This is a genomic window from Streptomonospora sp. PA3 (genome assembly GCF_009728995.1).
GTDB lineage: Bacteria > Actinomycetota > Actinomycetes > Streptosporangiales > Streptosporangiaceae > Streptomonospora.
Genome location: NZ_VTZW01000016.1, coordinates 260,541 through 278,605 on the forward strand (window position 1 = coordinate 260,541; position 18,065 = coordinate 278,605).

Sequence of the window (18,065 nt, forward strand, 5' to 3'; positions counted from 1 at the left end):
CGGGTGTGACGGGACTCACCCGCCCCGCCGTCGATTCGGACTTTCGGGCAGCCGGTCCGATATCACGCAGCTCTGCCACTTCGTTACACGACGTCTCCCTCTAACCTGTTAACGTCTGTCAGCACACAGGCTCTTCGGGCATGATCGCGCACAGTCCCCCATATCGGGACCGCAAGGTGGTGGGCAAGGCAATGGCACGAGTGGTCGTGATCGGCGATCTCATGACCGACAGCGTCGCACGGGCGTTCTACCCTCTCGCGCGCGGAAGCGACACCCCCGCATCCGTGCTCACCTACGGCGGCGGTTCGGGCGCGAACGTGGCCGCGTGGCTGGCCATGGAGGGCGTCGACACCATCTTCGTGGGCCGCCGCGGCTCCGACATCACCGGCCGCACCCGCGAGATGGAGCTGATGGGCTACGGGGTCGACTCCCGGCTCGTCATGGACCCCGAGCGGGCCACCGGCACCTGCGTGGTCATGATCACCCACAAGGGCGACCGCACCATGCTCAGCGACCCCGGCGCCAACGCCCGCCTCCAGCCCGAGGACCTGCCGCGCGACGTCTTCGGCCCCGACGGCCACCTGCACGTCTCCGGGTTCACGCTGATCAACCCCGATTCCCGGCGCGCCGCCCGGATGGCGCTGCGGATGGCGCGGGAGTCCGGGATGTCGATCTCGGTGGACGGCGGATCCCACGCCCCGCTGGAGCGCGCGGGAGCCGAGAACTTCCTGGACTGGACCAACGGTGCCCGGCTGCTGTTCGCCAACACCCGCCAGGCCAAGGTGCTGACCGGCCGCGAGGAGCCGGAGGCGGCGGCCAAGGTGCTCACCGCCTGGTACCCCAACGTCGTCATCAAGCTCGGCGACGAGGGCGCGCTGTGGGCCTCCAAGACCCGCGACGACCTGGAGACCGCACCGGCCGAGCCCGTCGAGCCCTCCCCCGGATCCATCGGCGCCGGGGACGCGTTCATCGCCGGCTTCCTGCCGTCCTGGCTGGCCGGCAAGCACCCCAAGGACTCCCTCATCCGCGCCCAGGCCCTGGCCGCCCGCGCCCTCCACCAGCCCGGCGCCCGCCCCGACCTGGGCGACTGACACACCCTGCGCTACCCGGCGCGCCGACCGGCAGGGCTCAACTCTTGGCCGCCAGGACCAGCGGCAGGACCTCCTCGGCGCCCGCCTCCTTGAGCAGGCGGGCGGCGACCGCCAGGGTCCAGCCGGTGTCGGTGTGGTCGTCGACCAGCAGCACCGGGCCGTCCAGGCGCTGCACGGCGGCGGCCGCCTGCGGCGGGAGCGCGAGGGCGCGTTGGACCTGGGCCAACCGCTGGGCGCTGTTGCGGCGGCGCGGGCCGGGCCCCGACTCGGGGTCGGCGTAGGCCAGACCGCCCACCGGGGCCAGGCGCCCCACCTCGCACAGGCGGCGGGACAGGTCGGCGATCAGGCGGGGGCGGGTGAGCGAGGGCAGGGCGACGACGCCCGCGGGGCGGCGCCGCCAGGGCCAGGCGGCGAGCACGTCGACGACGCCCTGGAACACGCGGTCGTCCACCGGCTCGTCGGGCGAGTCCGGTCCCAGCAGCCGCCGCAGTTCGGTGCCCCAGCCGATGTCGGTGAGCCGCGCCAGCGCCCGCCCCTCGGCCGCCTGCTGCTCGGGGCGGATCCTGCCCGAGAGCTCGACGCCGAGCGCGGACATCCCCGAGGGCCACTGCTTGCGGGGCGCCACGGCCACGCCCGGGCGGTCCAGGTGGCGGGCCGCGGCGTCGCGGTCCTCGGGTGCGACCGACGCGGAGAACGGGGACCCCGCGCAGTTGTCGCACCGCCCGCACGGCCGGGCCTGGGGGTCGTCGAGCTGGCGCCGCAGGAAGTCCATGCGGCACGAGCCGGTGGCGATGTAGTCGAGCATGGCCCGCTGCTCGCGCTCGCGCGCCGCGGCGACTGCGGCGTACCGCTCGGCGTCGTAGGTCCACGGCTGCCCCGTGGCGACCCAGCCGCCGCGCACCCGGCGCACCGCGCCGTCGACGTCGAGGACCTTGAGCATCTGCTCCAGCCGACTGCGCCCCAGGTCGACGCGGGTCTCCAGACGCGGCAGCGAGACCGGCTCCCCGGCCTCGGCGAGCACCGCCAGCGCGTGGCGCACGGTCTCCTCGGCCGGGAACGCCAGCGAGGCGAAGTAGGACCAGATCTCGCGGTCCTCCCGGCCGGGCAGCAGCACGGCCTCGGCGCGCTCCAGGCCGCGCCCGGCGCGACCGACCTGCTGGTAGTAGGAGATCGGCGACTGCGGCGCGCCCAGGTGCACGACGAAGCCGAGGTCGGGCTTGTCGAAGCCCATGCCCAGTGCGCTGGTGGCCACCAGCGCCTTGGTGCGGTTGGCCAGCAGGTCGTCCTCGGCGCGGCGGCGCTCGTCGGGGTCGGTCTGACCGGTGTAGGCGCGCACGTCGTAGCCGCGTTCGGCCAGGAAGGCGGCGGTGTCCTCGGCCGCGGCGACGGTGAGGGCGTAGACGATGCCCGAGCCCGGCAGCTCGGCCAGGTGGCGGGCCAGCCAGCTCCAGCGGGCGGGGGTGTCGGGCAGTTCGACCACCGAAAGGCGCAGGCTCGCGCGGTCCAGTTCCCCGCGCAGCACGAGGGTGGCGGCGCCGTCGCCGGTCTCCAGCTGCTCGGCGACGTCGTGGGTGACCCGGCCGTTGGCGGTGGCGGTGGTGGCCAGCACCGGGGTGTGCGGCGGCAGGCCGCGCAGCAGGGTGCGGATGCGGCGGTAGTCGGGGCGGAAGTCGTGGCCCCAGTCGGAGATGCAGTGGGCCTCGTCGACGACGAGCAGTCCGGCGCCCGCGGCGAGCCGGGGCAGCACCCGGTCGCGGAAGTCGGGGTTGTTCAGCCGTTCGGGGCTGACCAGCAGTACGTCGACCTCGCCCGCGGTGATCTCGGTGTAGACCGCCTCCCAGTCGTCCAGGTTGGCGCTGTTGATCGTGCGGGCGCGGATGCCGGCGCGCTCGGCGGCGGCGATCTGGTTGCGCATCAGGGCCAGCAGCGGGGAGACGATGACAGTGGGGCCCGCGCCTCGGGCCCGCAGCAGCGCCGTGGCCACGAAGTACACCGCCGACTTGCCCCAGCCGGTGCGCTGCACGACCAGGGCGCGGCGGCGCTCGGCGACCAGGGCGCGCACGGCGCTCCACTGGTCCTCGCGCAGCCGCGCGGACTCCCCCGCCAGGGCGCGCAGGCGCTCCTCGGCCGCCTCGCGCAGCGCGGCCTCGGCGGCGGGATCGGCCGATGCCGGGGCCGGGTCGGCAGCGGAGTGCGCGGGCGGGTGCGGCCCGGAGTGGGCAGAGGTCACCATGGGTCCTTGCTACCAGAAGCGGCGGTCGGCGGGCCGCGCTCCTCCACAGGCGCGGGCCGCGGGCCGCCGCCTACTCCGGCCCCCGGCCGCCGTCGCCGCGGCCCTGCCGGGAGCGCTCGACCGCGTCGGCCAGCTCGTCGGCGATCAGGTGCTCGGCGCTGATCTCGCCGCGGCTGTAGGCCACACGCCCCAGGGTCTGGGCGAGGACGGGCACGGTGAGGAACTGGAACAGCGCGGCCAGACCCAGCCATGCGGCCACCCGGATGTCGGGCAGCTGGAAGGCCGTGCCCGCCAGGATCAGCACCAGGGCGACGGTGTCGGGCTTGGTGGCCGCGTGCACCCGCCCCAGCAGCGTGGGAAAGCGCACCAGCCCGACCGTGCCGACGAAGGCGAACGCCGCCCCCAGCGGCAGCAGCACGGCGGTGGCGATGTCAGCCGCGGTCATGGGCCCTCCTCTCCGCGAAGCGGGCGGCGGTCAGTGTGCCGACGAACCCCAGCAGGGCGAAGGTGATCACCAGTCCGATGTAGGCGGGATCGCCCCGCAGCCCCACCTCGACCGCGATGAAGCTCACCAGCAGTACCGACGTGGCGTTGAGGCACACCAGCCGGTCCATCACCGAGGGCCCGCGCACGAGCCGGTACAGCGTCAGCAGCACCGCCGCCCCCAGCAGGGCGAAGGTGGCGGTGTAGGCGTAGTCCAGGACGTTCACGGGGTCTCCTCCTCGGATGCGCGCAGCTGCCGCTCCTCCTGCTCGAACTCCTCGATGTCGCGCAGGGTGCCGAACGCGCGGACGAACAGCTCCTCGGTGCGCCGCACCTGGCGGCGCAGCTGGCGCACCGCCCGCTCCGAGGCGACCGGCGTGCCGTGCACGTAGATCACGCCCTCCTCCCGGTTCAGCTCGATCACCAGGCTGCCGGTGATCAGGGAGAGCCCGCCGATGACCATGGCCAGCAGCAGGTCGGAGTCGGTGCGCAGGGGAACCGAGACGATGGCGCCGCGCATCCGCCCGGGCCGCCACAGCGCGTGGAAGGCCACCCGCAGGCTGGAGCCGACCATCTCCACCGCGATGTGCGCGCACAGCAGGAGTGCGTGCACCGGTCGGAAGCGCAGCCGCACGGGCAGGTGCGGCAGCCGCGCCGCCGCATAGCACCCGCCCGCCACGGCGGCGCCGGCCAGCAGCGTGCCCGGGCTCGCGTCGCCCCACAGGATCGCCCACATGACCGTCAGCCACACGCCCATGGCCATGCGCCCCAGCACCCGCTGGGGGACGGTGCGCACCGGGTCGGTGGCGGTGCGGGGCGGCGACGCGCCGCCGGGTCCGGGTCGCGCGGTCATCGTGCCCCCTCCCCCAGCACGGCCTCGATGTAGGCCGAGCCGTTGAGCAGGTCGTGCGCCGCGACGAAGGCGAGCTCCGACAGCGGACCGGCCGCGGCCGCCACGGCGAGCCCGGCGGCGACCATCACGCCGGTCATGGTCGCCATGACCCGCAGGCCCCCCAGGTGGGAGCCGCGCTTGAGGCGTTCGCGGGCCTCGACCATGTCGGGCATCGGCGTCCCCCAGAAGCCGCGCACCCACACCCGGAAGACGGCGATGACGGTCAGCAGGCTGGTGGCCACCCCGGCGGCGAGGGCGGTGTAGACGGGCCAGCCGCCGGCGCCCACCGCCGCCTGGAACAGGGCGGCCTTGGCCACGAACCCCGACATCGGCGGCAGCCCCGCCAGGCTCATCGCGGGCAGGAAGAAGTACACCGACAGCACCGGCGAGACGGTGTTGAGGCCGCGCATGGCGCGCAGCGAGCTGTGCCCGACGTACTGCCGGATCAGCCCGTTGACCAGGAACAGGCCGGCCTGCACGACGATGTGGTGCACCAGGTAGACGATCACGCCCGCCAGGCCGGCCACCGAGTTCAGCCCGAGTCCGAAGATCATGAAACCGATGTGGCTGACCAGCGCGAAGGACATCAGCCGGTTGATGTCGTCCTGCACCATCGCGCCGAAGATGCCCACGACCATGGTCGCCACGGCGATGCAGAGCAGCACCGCGGTGATGTCGTCGCGCCCGAACAGCAGGGTCTGGGTGCGGATGATCGCGTAGACGGCGACCTTGGTCAGCAGGGCCGCGAAGATGGCCGAGATGCGGGTGATGGCCACGGGGTAGCTGTCGGGCAGCCAGAAGTGCATGGGCACCAGCGCGGCCTTGATGCCGAAGACCACCAGGAACAGCAGCGCCAGCACCATGCGCAGCTCTTCGGGTGCCGAACCCAGCTTCACCGCGACGTCGGCCAGGTTCACCGTGCCCGTCAGACCGTAGACCAGCGCGATCCCGGTCAGGAACAGGATGGAGGAGGTCAGGCTGACGACGGTGTAGATCATGCTGGCCCGCACCCGGGCGCGGGTGGGAGCCTGGGTGATCAGCGCGTAGCTGGCCGTCAGCATCATCTCGAAGCCGACGAACAGGTTGAACAGGTCGCCGGCCAGGAAGCTCAGGCACACCCCCGCCGTCAGCACCAGGTAGATGGGGTGGAAGACCTGCGGCATGGCGCGGCTGAGGCCCGCGATGTCCTGGCCGATCGCGAACAGCTGCACCACCAGCAGCACGACCGCCGAGACCGCCAGCATCAGCGCCGAGAGCGGATCGGCGACCACCGTGATGCCCAGCGGCGCCCGCCAGGCCCCGGCCTGGCCGGCGAGGACCGTGCCGTCGGCGGTGGCCCGCAGCAGCAGGCCGGTGACGGCGACCACCGCGGCCAGCGCGGCCACCGCCACACCCTGCTGCAGGCGCGGGGCGCGGCGCATCAGCAGCGCGGCCGCGGCGCCCAGCAGCGGTACCACCACCGGCACGGCCAGCAGCACGTTCACGACTGGTCCTCCGGCTCCGAGAGCCGCCCGATGCGGCGGTCCTCCAGGTCGGCGGGGACCTCGTCGTTGGCGTCACCCAGCCACACCCGGTAGGCCAGCGCGAGCAGGAAGGTGGTCACCCCGAACGTGATGACGATGGCGGTCAGCGCCATCGCCTGCGGCAGCGGGTCGGAGATGGCGCCCTCCTTGCCCGTCAGCAGGGGCGGCAGGGTGATGGCGCGGTCGGTCAGCATCAGCGAGAGGTTGGCGGCGTGGCCCAGGATGACGATGCCGAAGACCACGCGCATCAGGGAGCGCTGAAGCAGCAGGTAGAAGCCGGTGGAGTAGAGGACGGCCACGGCGGCGACCATCAGGAGCCCGGGCGCGGTCACTGCGCGCCCCCTTCCCGGCCCGCTGCGCCGCGCCGGCGGCGGTCGCGGACCTCCTCTTCCTCGGCCTCCATGCGCGCGCCGAGAGCGGCGACGACGGAGAGCACCAGACCGACGACGATGAGGAACACCCCCGATTCGAAGAGCAGGTAGCTGGCGAACTTCACCTTGCCGAACACGGGCAGATGGGCGGTGTAGCTGTAGACCTTCAGTACGGGGTGGCCGGCCAGCAGCGGCGCGGCGGCGGTGCCGCAGGCCACCAGGAGTCCCGCGGCGAGCAGGGTGTTGGGGCGCAGCGGCATGCCGGCCGCGAGCTCGTGGCGGCCGCCGGCGATGTAGCGCAGCACGTAGGCCATGCTGGCCACGAGTCCGCCCGCGAACCCGCCGCCGGGCCGGTCGTGGCCGGACACCAGCAGGAACACCGCGAAGGTGAGGATGGCCGGGGTCAGCAGCCGCGCGGCGACCTCCAGCAGCACCGACCGCGGGCCGAACGCCGGCCGGACTCCGGTGCTCAGCCACCGCTCGCGGGGCGCCTCCCAGTTCTCCGGCGGGGCGCCGCTGCGGTCGGCGCGGCCCCATTCGCCCTCGGCGCGGCCCGGCGCGGGCCGGCCGGGGGCGGCGTCGTCATCGGTCATCGTCGCTCCCCTCGTCTGCGTCCGCGCCGCCGGCCTCGCGGGCGGGGTCCTGCCCGGACGGTTCGGCACCGAGGGACTCGGGTCCGGCCGGGTGGCGCGGGAGCGCGAGCGCACCCGTGCCGGGCGGTTCCGGATCCTCCTCGTCGGATCTGCGGTCCTTCGGCGCCTCGGCCGCGTTCTCCGCGGCGGGCTCGTCGACGACCCGGTCGCGCCGGTTCAGCAGCACCAGCGAGGCCACCGCGACCGCCGCCGTCGCCACCACGACGACCTCCCCCAGCGTGTCCAGGGCGCGGAAGTCGGCGATGATCATGTTGACGAGGTTGCTGCCGCCGGCCTTCTTGGCCAGGTCGGTGTAGCCGGTGGAGATCGGGGGATGGGTGCGCGCCGCCGTCATCAGCCACAGCGAGACCGCGATGAAGGTGCCGGCCGCCGTGCACAGCAGCACGGTCAACCGCTTGGGCCAGCCGTCGGGGCGCACGCTGAAGGTGGTGGGCAGCCGCCGCAGCACGAAGACCAGGATGATGGTGGTCAGCGTCTCGACCAGCACCAGGGTGAGCGCGAGGTCGGGCGCGCCGTGCAGCACGAACAGGCCGGCCATGCCGAACCCGAGCACACTGAGCAGGATCAGCGCGGGGAAGCGGCGGTGCTCGCGCAGGGTGGCGATGGAGGTGACGACGATGACCGCCGCCACCACCAGTTCCAGGGGGTTGTTCCACAGCCGCAGCCCTTCGCCGGGGCCGGGCACGTCGATGCCGCCGGTGGCCAGCCCGGCCGCCAGCCGGGCCCCCGGCAGCACCAGGATGGTGGCGAGGATGATCCCCAGGTACACCGGCAGGGAGCCGCTCTGGGTGCGCCGGGTGACGCTCAGCGCCGCGGTGTAGACCCCGTGGACGAACATGTGGTAGCCGTACTCGGCGTCGGGCCAGCGCGGCATCGCGTTCTGCAGGCGGCCGACGGCCCTACGCCGGAGGAACATCAGCACGCCGGCGGCCACCACCAGGGCGGTCACCAGCAGCGTCGGGGTCAGCCCGTGCCACAGCGCCAGGTGGTAGGGCTTGGGGCCCGCGGGAAGGGCGTGCGCATAGCCCTGGGCGAGGCCGTCGACGGCCCAGGGGATCACGCCCAGGACCAGGCTCGCCGCCGAGAGCGCCACCGGGGCGGCGGCGAACGGCGCCGCAGGGGGTTCGCTCGGGCGCTCGGCGACCGTGGACTTGTCGGAGAAGGCGCCCCACACGAACCGGGCGCTGTAGGCGAAGGTCAGCACGGAGCCCACCGCCACTCCCGCCAGCACCGCCCAGGCCGCGGCCGCCGGCGGCGCCGGGGCCGCGCTCGGCATGAACGCCTCCAGCGCCGCCTCCTTGGCGGGGAACCCGATCAGCGGCGGCAGCCCGGCCATGGACGCCGCGGCCAGGCCGGCGGCCGCCGCCAGGACGGGCATGCGCCGCCCCAGCCCGCTGAGCCGGCTGATGCTGCGCGTGCCGGTCTGGTGGTCGATGATGCCGACGACGAGGAACAGCGCCGACTTGAACAGCCCGTGGGCGAGGAGCACGCCGATCATGGCGGTGGCGGCCACCTGGGTCCCGGCTCCGCCGAGCAGGGTGAGGAACCCCAGCTGGCTGACGGTGCCGTAGGCCAGCAGCAGTTTGAGATCGTCCTGGCGCAGCGCCCGCCATCCGCCCACGACCATGGTGGCCAGGCCCACGCTCAGTACCAGCACCTGCCACGCGCCCGCCTCGGCGAAGCCGGGGGCCAGCCGGGCGACGAGGTAGACGCCGCCCTTGACCATGGCCGCGGCGTGCAGGTAGGCGCTGACCGGAGTCGGCGCGATCATCGCGCCGGGCAGCCAGAAGTGCAGCGGCACCTGGGCGGACTTGGCGAACGCGCCCACCAGGACCAGCACCAGCGCCGCCGTCAGCCACGGCCCGCCCTCCGGCGGGTCGGCCACCAGGCCGGAGATGCTGTAGTCCCCCGCCGCCGCGCCCAGCATGATGAACCCGATCAGCATCAGCAGCCCGGTCCCGGTGGTGGTGACCAGCGCCTGGGTGGCCGCACGCCGCGCGTGCTCCTTGCGGTCGTCGTGGCCCACCAGCAGGAAGGAGGTGATCGAGGTCAGCTCCCAGAACACATACAGCGCGAAGAGGTTGTCGGTGGTGACCACGCCGAGCATGGAGCCGGCGAACAGCACCATGATCGCGGCGAGCCGGCCCAGGCCGCGCTCGCCGGCGTGGAAGTAGGCGGCGCAGTAGCCGAAGATGACGGCGCCCACCCCGCTGACCAGCAGCACCATGGCCAGGGCGAGGGCGTCCACGCGGAAGTCAAGCCCGATGCCCAGGGCCGGCGCCCAGGGGATCGACGCCTGCGGCGGCGACCCGGCGAGGATCCGCGGGACGCCGGCCAGCGCCCACACCGCCGCCGCGGCCGGCGGCAGCGCCGCGAGCAGGAAGACCCGGGCGCCGAATCGCCCGGCGAGCGGCGGCAGCAGCACCGCGACCGCGGCGTGCAGCACGAGAATGGCAGGCAGCAGCATGGGCACGTCGTTCATCGTCGGTCGGCCCGGCGGCGGACCGCCGCCGGGCGGCGGCCGGGCCGTGCCGGCGGGGCGTGCGGGATGGGCAGGGCTGCGAGGGCGGTCGTCGAAGGCCCCGGAGGCGTCCGGCGAGCCGGGGGCGCCCGGTACGCCTCAGAGGCTAGGCCGTGTTTGGTGGGTCCGTCCGTAGCGAGCGGCGCACTCGTGTGCGCCCCGCGCCCGATCGCGCGAAGCGCCGCCCCGGTGCGGGGCGCCGCCATAGGGACCAGTGCCGCTCTCGCAAGGCCGAGGAAGGAGTCAGGGTGGTCCCCTGTCGACTGTCCCTGACAGGCGGCTTCGCCATGATGCCTGTCAGGGGCCCAGAGAACGCAGCGAGAGCGTGCTGGGGCGCCGCGCAGTAGGACCGTGATCCACCAAACACGGCCGAGCTCCGGCCCCCGCCACCGCTTTGGCTGCCCGGGGAACGGGTGTACCATCCGCCGCCTCCCATCGCCTCGACCGGCTTCGCACGGCACCTGGCGCACACAATCCGACCTGCGCATACGCGTGCCGCGCCGCATCGGCCGCCGCGCGCCTTCCCGTCGGCGGCGTGGCTCTTCTCACCCGCGCCTATCCGCGTTTCCGCCGCCCGAACCACCGCCCCGCCACACACCGTGAGCATCGTCGCCACGGCGCCGGTCCCGAAGCCCTCGGGCAACCCCGTTCCCCCGCATCTTAACGGGATCCTAACGCGGCGCCGCGCCCGGGGGCGGGGGGACTGGTTCGCGATGGTCTGCGCGGCGGGCCAGAATTACCGGCATGGCCCGTACAACCTCCTCTCCACCACCCGAGGACCTCGCTGAGAAGATCATCGACATCGACGTCTCCGAGGAGATGCGCGGCAGCTTCCTGGAGTACGCCTACTCGGTGATCTATCAGCGCGCCCTGCCGGACGCCCGCGACGGGATGAAGCCGGTCCAGCGGCGCATCCTCTACCAGATGAACGAGATGGGGCTGCGCCCCGACCGCGCCCACGTCAAGTGTGCCCGCGTGGTCGGCGAGGTGATGGGCAAGCTGCACCCGCACGGCGACTCCGCCATCTACGACGCCATGGTGCGGATGAGCCAGCCCTTCGCGATGCGGGTGCCGCTCGTCGACGGGCACGGCAACTTCGGTTCGCTGGGCGGCGACGACGCCCCGGCGGCCATGCGCTACACCGAGGCCCGCCTGGCGCGCTCCGCCCAGCTGCTGGTGACCTCGCTGGACGAGAACGTCGTCGACTTCCACCCCAACTACGACGGCCAGGAGAGCGAACCCGAGGTCCTGCCCGCGGCCTTCCCCAACCTGCTGGTCAACGGCGCGTCCGGGATCGCCGTGGGCATGGCGACCAACATGGTCCCGCACAACCTCGGCGAGGTCATCGCGGCGGCACGCCACCTGCTGGCCCACCCCGACGCCTCGCTGGAGGACCTGCTGGGGTTCGTGCCGGGCCCCGATCTGCCCACCGGCGGCACGATCGTGGGGCTCGACGGCATCCGCGACGCCTACCGGAAGGGGCGCGGCAGCTTCCGCACCCGCGCCACCGTCAGCGTCGAGAAGGTCTCCCCCCGCCGCACCGGCCTGGTGGTGACCGAGCTGCCCTACAACGTGGGGCCCGAGAAGGTCGTCAGCCGCATCAAGGAGCTGGTGCAGAACAAGAAGCTGCAGGGCATCAGCGACCTCAAGGACCTCACCGACCGCAACCAGGGCCTGCGCCTGGTCATCGAGCTGAAGAACGGCTTCAACCCCGAGGCGGTGCTGGAGGAGCTCTACCGGCTGACGCCGATGGAGGAGAGCTTCGGCATCAACAACGTCGCCCTGGTCGACGGCCAGCCCCGCACCATGGGCCTGCGCGACCTGCTCCAGGTGTTCGTCGACCACCGCCTCGACGTGGTCCGGCGCCGCTGCGAGCACCGCCGCGCCAAGCGCGAGGAGCGGCTGCACCTGGTGGCCGGGCTGCTGGTCGCCCTGCTCAACATCGACGATGTCATCGCGCTGATCCGCGACTCCGAGGACACCGCCCAGGCCCGCGAGCGCCTGATGTCGACCTTCGAGCTGTCCGACACCCAGGCCCGCTACATCCTCGACACCCCGCTGCGCCGCCTGACCAAGTACGACCGGCTGGAGCTGGAGAACGAGCGCGACCGGCTGAACAAGGACATCGAGGAGCTGACCGCGATCCTGGAGTCCGATTCCAAGCTGCGCCGCCTGGTCTCCAAGGAGCTGGGCGAGGTGGCCAAGGACTACGCCACCCCGCGGCGCACCGTGCTGCAGGAGAGCTCGGGCGAGACCCGCAGCGCCTCCATCCCGCTGGAGATGGCCGACCGGCCCTGCCACGTCCTCCTCAGCGCCACCGGCCTGCTGGGCCGCAGCTCGGGCCCGCAGGTGCCGCCGATGCACGAGGGGCTGCGCACCCAGCACGACGCCGTGGCCGCGTCGGTGCCCGCCACCTCCCGCGGCGACGTCGCCCTCATCACCGACATCGGACGGGCCATCCGCGTGCCGGTGGTGGAGCTGCCCGAGCTGCCCGACGACGCGACGGATTCGCCGCCGCAGGCCCACGGGCTGCCCGTCGCGGAGTTCGTCGCCCTGGACGAGGACGAGCACGTCGTGTCGGTCGCGGCCCTCGACGACGACGGCCCCGGCATCGCGGTGGGCACCGCCCAGGGCGTGGTCAAGCGGGTGACCTCGGAGTCTCCGCCCAACAAGGACGACTTCGAGATCATCAACCTGCGCGAAGGCGACCGGGTCGTGGGCGCCGCCCAGCTGGCCACCGGCGAGGACGACCTCGTCTTCGTCACCACCGAGGGGCAGCTGCTGCGGTTCTCCGCCGAGACCGTCCGCCCCCAGGGCCGCCCCGCCGGAGGGGTGACCGGTGTGCGGCTGCCCGAGGGCGCGCGGGCACTGTGGTTCGGCGCGGTCGCGGTGCCCGAGGACACCGTGGTCCTCACCGTGGCCGGGAGCTCCCAAGCCCAAGAGCTGCCCGGCACGGCCGGGGGTTCGGCCAAGGTCACCCCGTTCGAGGCGTTCCCCGCCAAGGGCCGCGCCACCGGCGGCGTGCGCTGCCAGCGTTTCCTCAAGGGCGAGGACAGACTGGTGCTGGCCTGGGTGGGCCGGGCGCCGGCCCGCGCGAGCCGGGCCGACGGCGGCCCGATCCGGCTGCCCGACCTCGACGAGCGCCGCGACGGCTCGGGCGAGCCGCTGCCGCGGGCCATCGCCGTGGTCGGCACCGGCCGCACCGACACCGGACTCGCCTCCGCGGCCACCGGCTGAGCGCGCCGTCCCGACCGCAATCCGGCGCCGCCGCGGGCGGGCGCCCGCGTCCGCACGGGCGCGCCCCGCGGCGGCGCCCTCCGCAGCGCCCGCCGCGCTGCGGGCCGACACCTCCGGGAGGATCCTGTGAGCAACGCCTTCGACGACCTCTTCGCCGCCAACGCCGACTACGCCGCCGACTTCGCCCTGAGCGGGCTGGCGCCCCGCGCCGCACGCGGCCTCGCACTGGTGACCTGCATGGACTCGCGGATCGAGCCGCTGCAGACGCTCGGGCTCAAGCCCGGCGACGCCAAGATCCTGCGCAACGCCGGCGCCCGGGTCACCGACGACACGCTGCGCACGCTGGTGCTGGCCGCCTACCTGCTGGAGGTCGACCGGGTGCTGGTCATGCCGCACACCCGGTGCAAGATGGCCTCGGTCTCCGGCGACGACGAGGTCCACGACCTCATCGAGCGCGAGCACGGGGTGGACACGCGCAGCCTGGAGTTCGGCACCGACAACGACCAGCTCGGCGCCCTGCGCCACGACCTGGAGCGCATCCGCCACCATCCGCTGCTGCCGGACGGCCTGCCGGTGGCCGGAGCCCTCTACGACGTCGACACCGGCCGCGTGGAGCCCGTCGACGCATAGCTCCCCGACGTGTGAGGCGCGCCGTCGTCGGGAATAGGACATTCCGCTTCGGGGTTGTGGTGCCCGACGAAGGGAGTGCCCTGTGAAGGAGACGACCTACGAGACGTTCAGCCGCGGCAAAATGTACTTCGACCTGGGCGACTACATCGAGGCCGCCCGCATTCTGAGGCCCATCGCCGAAGACGAGCCGGGCAGCCGGTCGATCCTGGAACTGCTGGGCCGCTCCTATTTCCACTCGGCACAGCTGGCCAAGGCCGAGGAGACCTTCCGGCGCATCATCGAGCTGGACCCCTGCGACAGCTGGGCCCACATCGCCTTGGCGCGCTCCCTGGAGCGCCAGAGCCGCGACGACGAAGCCGCCCCCTACCGGCGGATGCACGCCGCCATGTCCGGCGGCTCGCTGGACTGACCCAACCGCCCCGCGGCGGGCGGGGCGCACCGCGCATCGAGGGGCTCTCCCACCTGCGGAGAGCCCCTCGGCGCGTCTCGGCGGGGCGGCCGAGCGATAAGGTCGCGACCATGACCGCACCGGACGAGGATCCCAACTGGCCCTGCGTGGAAGGCCCGTCCCAGCGCGCCCGCGCGTGGGTGGACGAGGCGGTCCGCAAGGTGGTCGCCGACGCCAACCGCTCGGCGGACACCCACCTGCACGCCTTCCCGCTGCCGCCGGAGTGGGGCATCGACCTCTACCTCAAGGACGAGTCCGTCCACCCCACCGGCAGCCTCAAGCACCGGCTGGCACGGTCGCTGTTCCTCTACGCCCTGGCCAACGGCTGGATCGGCGAGGACACCACCATCGTGGAGGCCAGCTCCGGCTCCACGGCGGTATCCGAGGCCTACTTCGCCCGGCTGCTCGGGCTGGACTTCGTCACCGTGATGCCCCGCAAGACCAGCCCGGAGAAGATCGCGCTCATCGAACGCTACGGCGGCAGGTGCCACTACGTGGACGTGCCCGTGGAGATGTACAGCGAGGCCGAGCGGCTGGCCGCCGAGACCGGCGGCCACTACATGGACCAGTTCACCTACGCCGAGCGGGCCACCGACTGGCGCGGCAACAACAACATCGCCGAGTCGATCTTCGAGCAGCTGGCCATGGAGCGCCACCCCGTGCCCGAATGGATCGTCGTGGGCGCCGGCACCGGCGGGACCTCGGCCACGATCGGGCGCTACCTGCGCTACCGCCGGCACGGCACTCGGCTGGCGGTGGTCGACCCGGAGAACTCGGCGTTCTTCCCCGGCTGGGTCACCGGGGCGAGCGACTACGCCACCGGCATGCCCTCGCGCATCGAGGGGATCGGGCGGCCGCGGATGGAGCCCAGCTTCGTGCCCTCGGTCATCGATCTGATGGTGCCCGTGCCCGACGCCGCCAGCATCGCCGCGATGCGCCACCTCAACACGGTCACCGGGCTCAGCGCGGGCGGCTCGACCGGCACGAACATGTGGGGCGTGTGGCACCTGGTCGCCCGCATGCTGCGCGAGGGATGCCGCGGCAGCGTCGTCACGCTGATCTGCGACGGCGGCGAGCGCTACCGGCACAGCTACTACGACGACGCCTGGGTGGCCGAGCGCGGCATGGACCCCGCGCCCTACACGGCGGCGGTGGAGCACTTCCTGGCGAGCGGGGAGTGGAACCCGCCCGGGTGATCTGCGCCCGCCCCACCCGCGGGCGCGCCGCGGGCGGGCTCAGGTGTCGATGCGGCTGGCGTCGAGCTCCTGGGCGCCCTGGCTGATGAACTCGCGCCGCGGCGCGACCTCGTTGCCCATCAGCAGGTCGAAGACCTTCGCGGCCTCCTCGGCGTGCTCGACCCGGATGCGGCGCAGCGTGCGGTGGCGGGGGTCCATGGTGGTCTCGGCGAGCTGGTCGGCGTCCATCTCGCCCAGGCCCTTGTAGCGCTGCACGGGCTCCTTCCAGCTCAGACCCTTCTTCTCCAGCTCCAGCAGTCGCCGCTGCAGCTCGGCGTCGGTGTAGGTGTAGATGTAGCGGTCCTCAGGCTTGGCGCCGCGCTTCTTGCGGACGTTGGTCAGCTCGATGCGGTGCAGCGGCGGCACGGCGGCGTAGACCCGGCCGGCCTCCAGCATCGGGCGCATGTAGCGGTAGAACAGCGTCAGCAGCAGGCAGCGGATGTGGGCGCCGTCGACGTCGGCGTCGGCCATGATGATGACCCGGCCGTAGCGGGCGGCGTCGATGTCGAAGGTGCGCCCCGACCCGGCCCCGATGACCTGGAGGATCGCCGCGCATTCGGCGTTCTTCAGCATGTCCGAGACCGAGGACTTCTGCACGTTGAGGATCTTGCCGCGGATGGGCAGCAGCGCCTGGAACTCCGAGTCGCGCGCGAGTTTGGCCGTGCCCAGCGCGGAGTCGCCCTCGACGATGAACAGCTCGCTGCGGTCGAGGCCCTCGCTGCGGCAGTCGACCAGCTTGGCGGGCAGCGCGGAGCTCTCCAGCGCGTTCTTGCGCCGCTGGGTCTCGCGCTGCTGGCGGGCGGCGATGCGCGCCTTGGCGGCGTTGACCGCCTTCTCCAGCACCGTGCGCGCCTGCTGCTTCTCGCCGCGGCGCGTGGAGGCCAGAAACGCCCGCAGCTCCTTGCCGACGACCTGGGAGACGATGCGCGAGGCAGCCGACGTGCCCAGGATCTCCTTGGTCTGGCCCTCGAACTGGGGCTCGGGCAGCCGCACGGTCACCACGGCGGTCAGCCCTTCGAGCACGTCCTCCTTGGTGACCGGGTCGTCCTTGTCCTTGAGCAGCTTGCTCGCGCGCAGCTGGTCGTTGACCACCCGGACCAGCGCCCGCTCGAACCCGGTCATGTGCGTGCCGCCCTTGGGGGTGGCGATGACGTTGACGAAGGAGCGCACCGTGGTCTCGTAGCCGGTGCCCCAGCGCAGCGCGATGTCGACCTCGAGCCGGCGGTCGACGTCGGTGGGGGTCATGTGGCCCTGCTCGTCGAGCACGGGGACGGTCTCGGTGAAGTGGCCCGAGCCCTGGATGCGCAGCACGTCGTTGAGGGCGTCGTCGGGGGCCAGGTAGGTGCAGAACTCCCCGATCCCGCCGTCGAAGCGGAACTCCTCCTCGTAGGTGCCCTCCTCCGGGTAGCGCTCGTCGCGCACCGCGATGGCCAGCCCCGGGATCAGGAACGCCGTCTGGCGGGCGCGGTCCAGCAGCGAGTCGCGGGTGACGTCGGCGTCCTTGAGGAAGATCTGGCGGTCGGGCCAGAACCGGATGCGGGTGCCGGTGACCTTCTTGGCCACCCGGCGGACCTGCTCCAGCCCGGAGCCGGGGGTGAAAGGGGCGTCGGGGCCGTCGCCGTCGAAGCGGCCGGGGATGCCCCTGCGGAAGCTCATGGCGTGGGTGTGGCCCTGGCGGTCGACCTCGACGTCCAGGCGTCCGGAGAGCGCGTTGACGACCGAGGCGCCGACGCCGTGCAGGCCGCCGGAGGCGGTGTAGGAGCCCGAGCCGAACTTGCCGCCGGCGTGCAGCTTGGTCATGACCAGCTCCACACCGGTGAGGCCGGAGCGGGGTTCGGCGTCGACGGGGATGCCGCGGCCGTTGTCGCGGACCTCGACCGAGCCGTCGCCGTAGAGCACGACGTCGATGCGGGTGCAGAAGCCGCCGAGCGCCTCGTCGACGGAGTTGTCGATGATCTCCCACATGCAATGGGTCAGGCCGCGGCTGTCCGTGGACCCGATGTACATGCCGGGGCGCTTGCGGACCGCCTCAAGTCCCTCAAGGACCGAAAGATGCCGCGCGGAGTAGTCTTCGGGCTCGTCGACGGCTGCGGTTAGGGCGGTCACGTGGGGCTCTCCTGCGTTCGAAGGACGCCGACCGGCGCACGCGGCGCGCGGGCGTGCGCTGGACGTGGGCGGACAGGGGGCAGATGCGTCGCCGCTAGCTTGACGCACCGGTGTGACAGGAATGCGGCGCCGCCGCCCGCACCGAGCGGTCGGCCACGGCTCGCCGGGGCGGCCGCGAGGCCGCGGGCGGCACCCGGCCGATCGCTCCGCCGCGGGGTGAGGCGCGCCGGCGGCGTGCGGTTCACCCGACCGCAGCGGGACGGTCGCCTGTTCATCACGAGCACACCACGCGCGAGATTACCACCTCGGTTTCCGCGGACTCCGCCGCCTCACCGGGGTTCCGGCACTGCGGCGCGGGGTCGGACACCCGCCGCAGCGCGTTCGCATCGCGCACACGACCCCGCGCGGGCGGGGGCGGACCCCCGCGCGGCCCCGGCGCCGGACCCCGGTCGGCCAAGCCGGGGTCTGCTATGAGTAGGGTGACCCCCATCACCATCGACCACAATGCGAGGACCTGCTTTGCCACGTAAGCGGCGGGAACGCCCGCTACGCCCCCAATCCGGGGGCCGGGACCGGCCGATTCCGCTGTCGGCGTACAAAGGGGCTGGTTGGGAAGCTCTTGGTCCGGTTAGATGTTGTGCA

At 73.1% G+C, this 18,065-nt stretch carries 14 protein-coding genes; 5 read left to right on the forward strand and 9 right to left on the reverse strand.

Features of this window, described 5'->3' with window-relative positions:
* Positions 1-206: 206 nt before the first annotated feature.
* Entirely contained in the window at positions 207-1,091 is an 885-nt protein-coding gene (locus FZ103_RS17645) for a sugar kinase (RefSeq protein ID WP_394350121.1), read from the forward strand.
* 37 nt (positions 1,092-1,128) lie between these two features.
* Here the strand turns inward: FZ103_RS17645 and FZ103_RS17650 are convergent, their stop codons facing one another.
* From FZ103_RS17650 to mbhE, 8 genes are all read right to left on the reverse strand, one after another.
* Positions 1,129-3,324 carry a RecQ family ATP-dependent DNA helicase gene (locus FZ103_RS17650; protein ID WP_156002587.1) on the reverse strand — a complete coding sequence of 732 codons (2,196 nt, stop codon included), beginning with the start codon at positions 3,322-3,324 and terminating at the stop codon, positions 1,129-1,131.
* Positions 3,325-3,394: 70 nt separating this feature from the next.
* Positions 3,395-3,769 carry a monovalent cation/H(+) antiporter subunit G gene (mnhG, locus tag FZ103_RS17655; RefSeq protein WP_156002589.1) on the reverse strand — a complete coding sequence of 125 codons (375 nt, stop codon included), beginning with the start codon at positions 3,767-3,769 and terminating at the stop codon, positions 3,395-3,397.
* Positions 3,756-4,034 carry a monovalent cation/H+ antiporter complex subunit F gene (locus tag FZ103_RS17660; protein WP_186356460.1) on the reverse strand — a complete coding sequence of 93 codons (279 nt, stop codon included), beginning with the start codon at positions 4,032-4,034 and terminating at the stop codon, positions 3,756-3,758. Before FZ103_RS17660 ends, mnhG begins: the two co-directional genes overlap by 14 nt.
* Positions 4,031-4,660, reverse strand: coding sequence for a Na+/H+ antiporter subunit E (locus FZ103_RS17665; protein WP_156002591.1), 630 nt, complete (start codon positions 4,658-4,660; stop codon positions 4,031-4,033). The genes FZ103_RS17660 and FZ103_RS17665 overlap by 4 nt, the downstream gene beginning before the upstream one ends.
* Positions 4,657-6,183, reverse strand: a complete 1,527-nt coding sequence (locus tag FZ103_RS17670) for a Na+/H+ antiporter subunit D (RefSeq protein ID WP_186356461.1) — start codon at positions 6,181-6,183, stop codon at positions 4,657-4,659. Before FZ103_RS17670 ends, FZ103_RS17665 begins: the two co-directional genes overlap by 4 nt.
* Positions 6,180-6,554 carry an NADH-quinone oxidoreductase subunit K gene (locus tag FZ103_RS17675; protein WP_343233582.1) on the reverse strand — a complete coding sequence of 125 codons (375 nt, stop codon included), beginning with the start codon at positions 6,552-6,554 and terminating at the stop codon, positions 6,180-6,182. Before FZ103_RS17675 ends, FZ103_RS17670 begins: the two co-directional genes overlap by 4 nt.
* Positions 6,551-7,186 carry an MnhB domain-containing protein gene (locus tag FZ103_RS17680; RefSeq protein ID WP_156002593.1) on the reverse strand — a complete coding sequence of 212 codons (636 nt, stop codon included), beginning with the start codon at positions 7,184-7,186 and terminating at the stop codon, positions 6,551-6,553. Before FZ103_RS17680 ends, FZ103_RS17675 begins: the two co-directional genes overlap by 4 nt.
* Positions 7,176-9,728, reverse strand: a complete 2,553-nt coding sequence (gene mbhE / locus FZ103_RS17685; protein ID WP_255430092.1) for a hydrogen gas-evolving membrane-bound hydrogenase subunit E — start codon at positions 9,726-9,728, stop codon at positions 7,176-7,178. The genes FZ103_RS17680 and mbhE overlap by 11 nt, the downstream gene beginning before the upstream one ends.
* A gap of 783 nt (positions 9,729-10,511) precedes the next feature.
* On the opposite strand from mbhE, the gene FZ103_RS17690 reads away from it, so the two are divergent.
* From FZ103_RS17690 to FZ103_RS17705, 4 genes are all read left to right on the forward strand, one after another.
* Positions 10,512-13,004 (forward strand): DNA topoisomerase (ATP-hydrolyzing) subunit A, encoded by a 2,493-nt coding sequence (locus FZ103_RS17690; protein WP_156002595.1) that lies wholly within the window; start codon positions 10,512-10,514, stop codon positions 13,002-13,004.
* Between the two features lie 126 nt (positions 13,005-13,130).
* Positions 13,131-13,634: a carbonic anhydrase gene (locus FZ103_RS17695; RefSeq protein WP_186356462.1), complete on the forward strand. Its 504-nt coding sequence runs from the start codon at positions 13,131-13,133 to the stop codon at positions 13,632-13,634.
* Positions 13,635-13,716: 82 nt separating this feature from the next.
* Entirely contained in the window at positions 13,717-14,043 is a 327-nt protein-coding gene (locus tag FZ103_RS17700) for a tetratricopeptide repeat protein (protein ID WP_186356463.1), read from the forward strand.
* A 110-nt stretch (positions 14,044-14,153) separates the two neighbouring features.
* Positions 14,154-15,278: a PLP-dependent cysteine synthase family protein gene (locus FZ103_RS17705; protein ID WP_156002597.1), complete on the forward strand. Its 1,125-nt coding sequence runs from the start codon at positions 14,154-14,156 to the stop codon at positions 15,276-15,278.
* A 39-nt stretch (positions 15,279-15,317) separates the two neighbouring features.
* Here the strand turns inward: FZ103_RS17705 and FZ103_RS17710 are convergent, their stop codons facing one another.
* A complete protein-coding gene (locus FZ103_RS17710; protein WP_186356464.1) occupies positions 15,318-17,423 on the reverse strand; it encodes a DNA topoisomerase IV subunit B in 2,106 nt (701 codons plus the stop codon).
* Positions 17,424-18,065 lie beyond the last annotated feature (642 nt).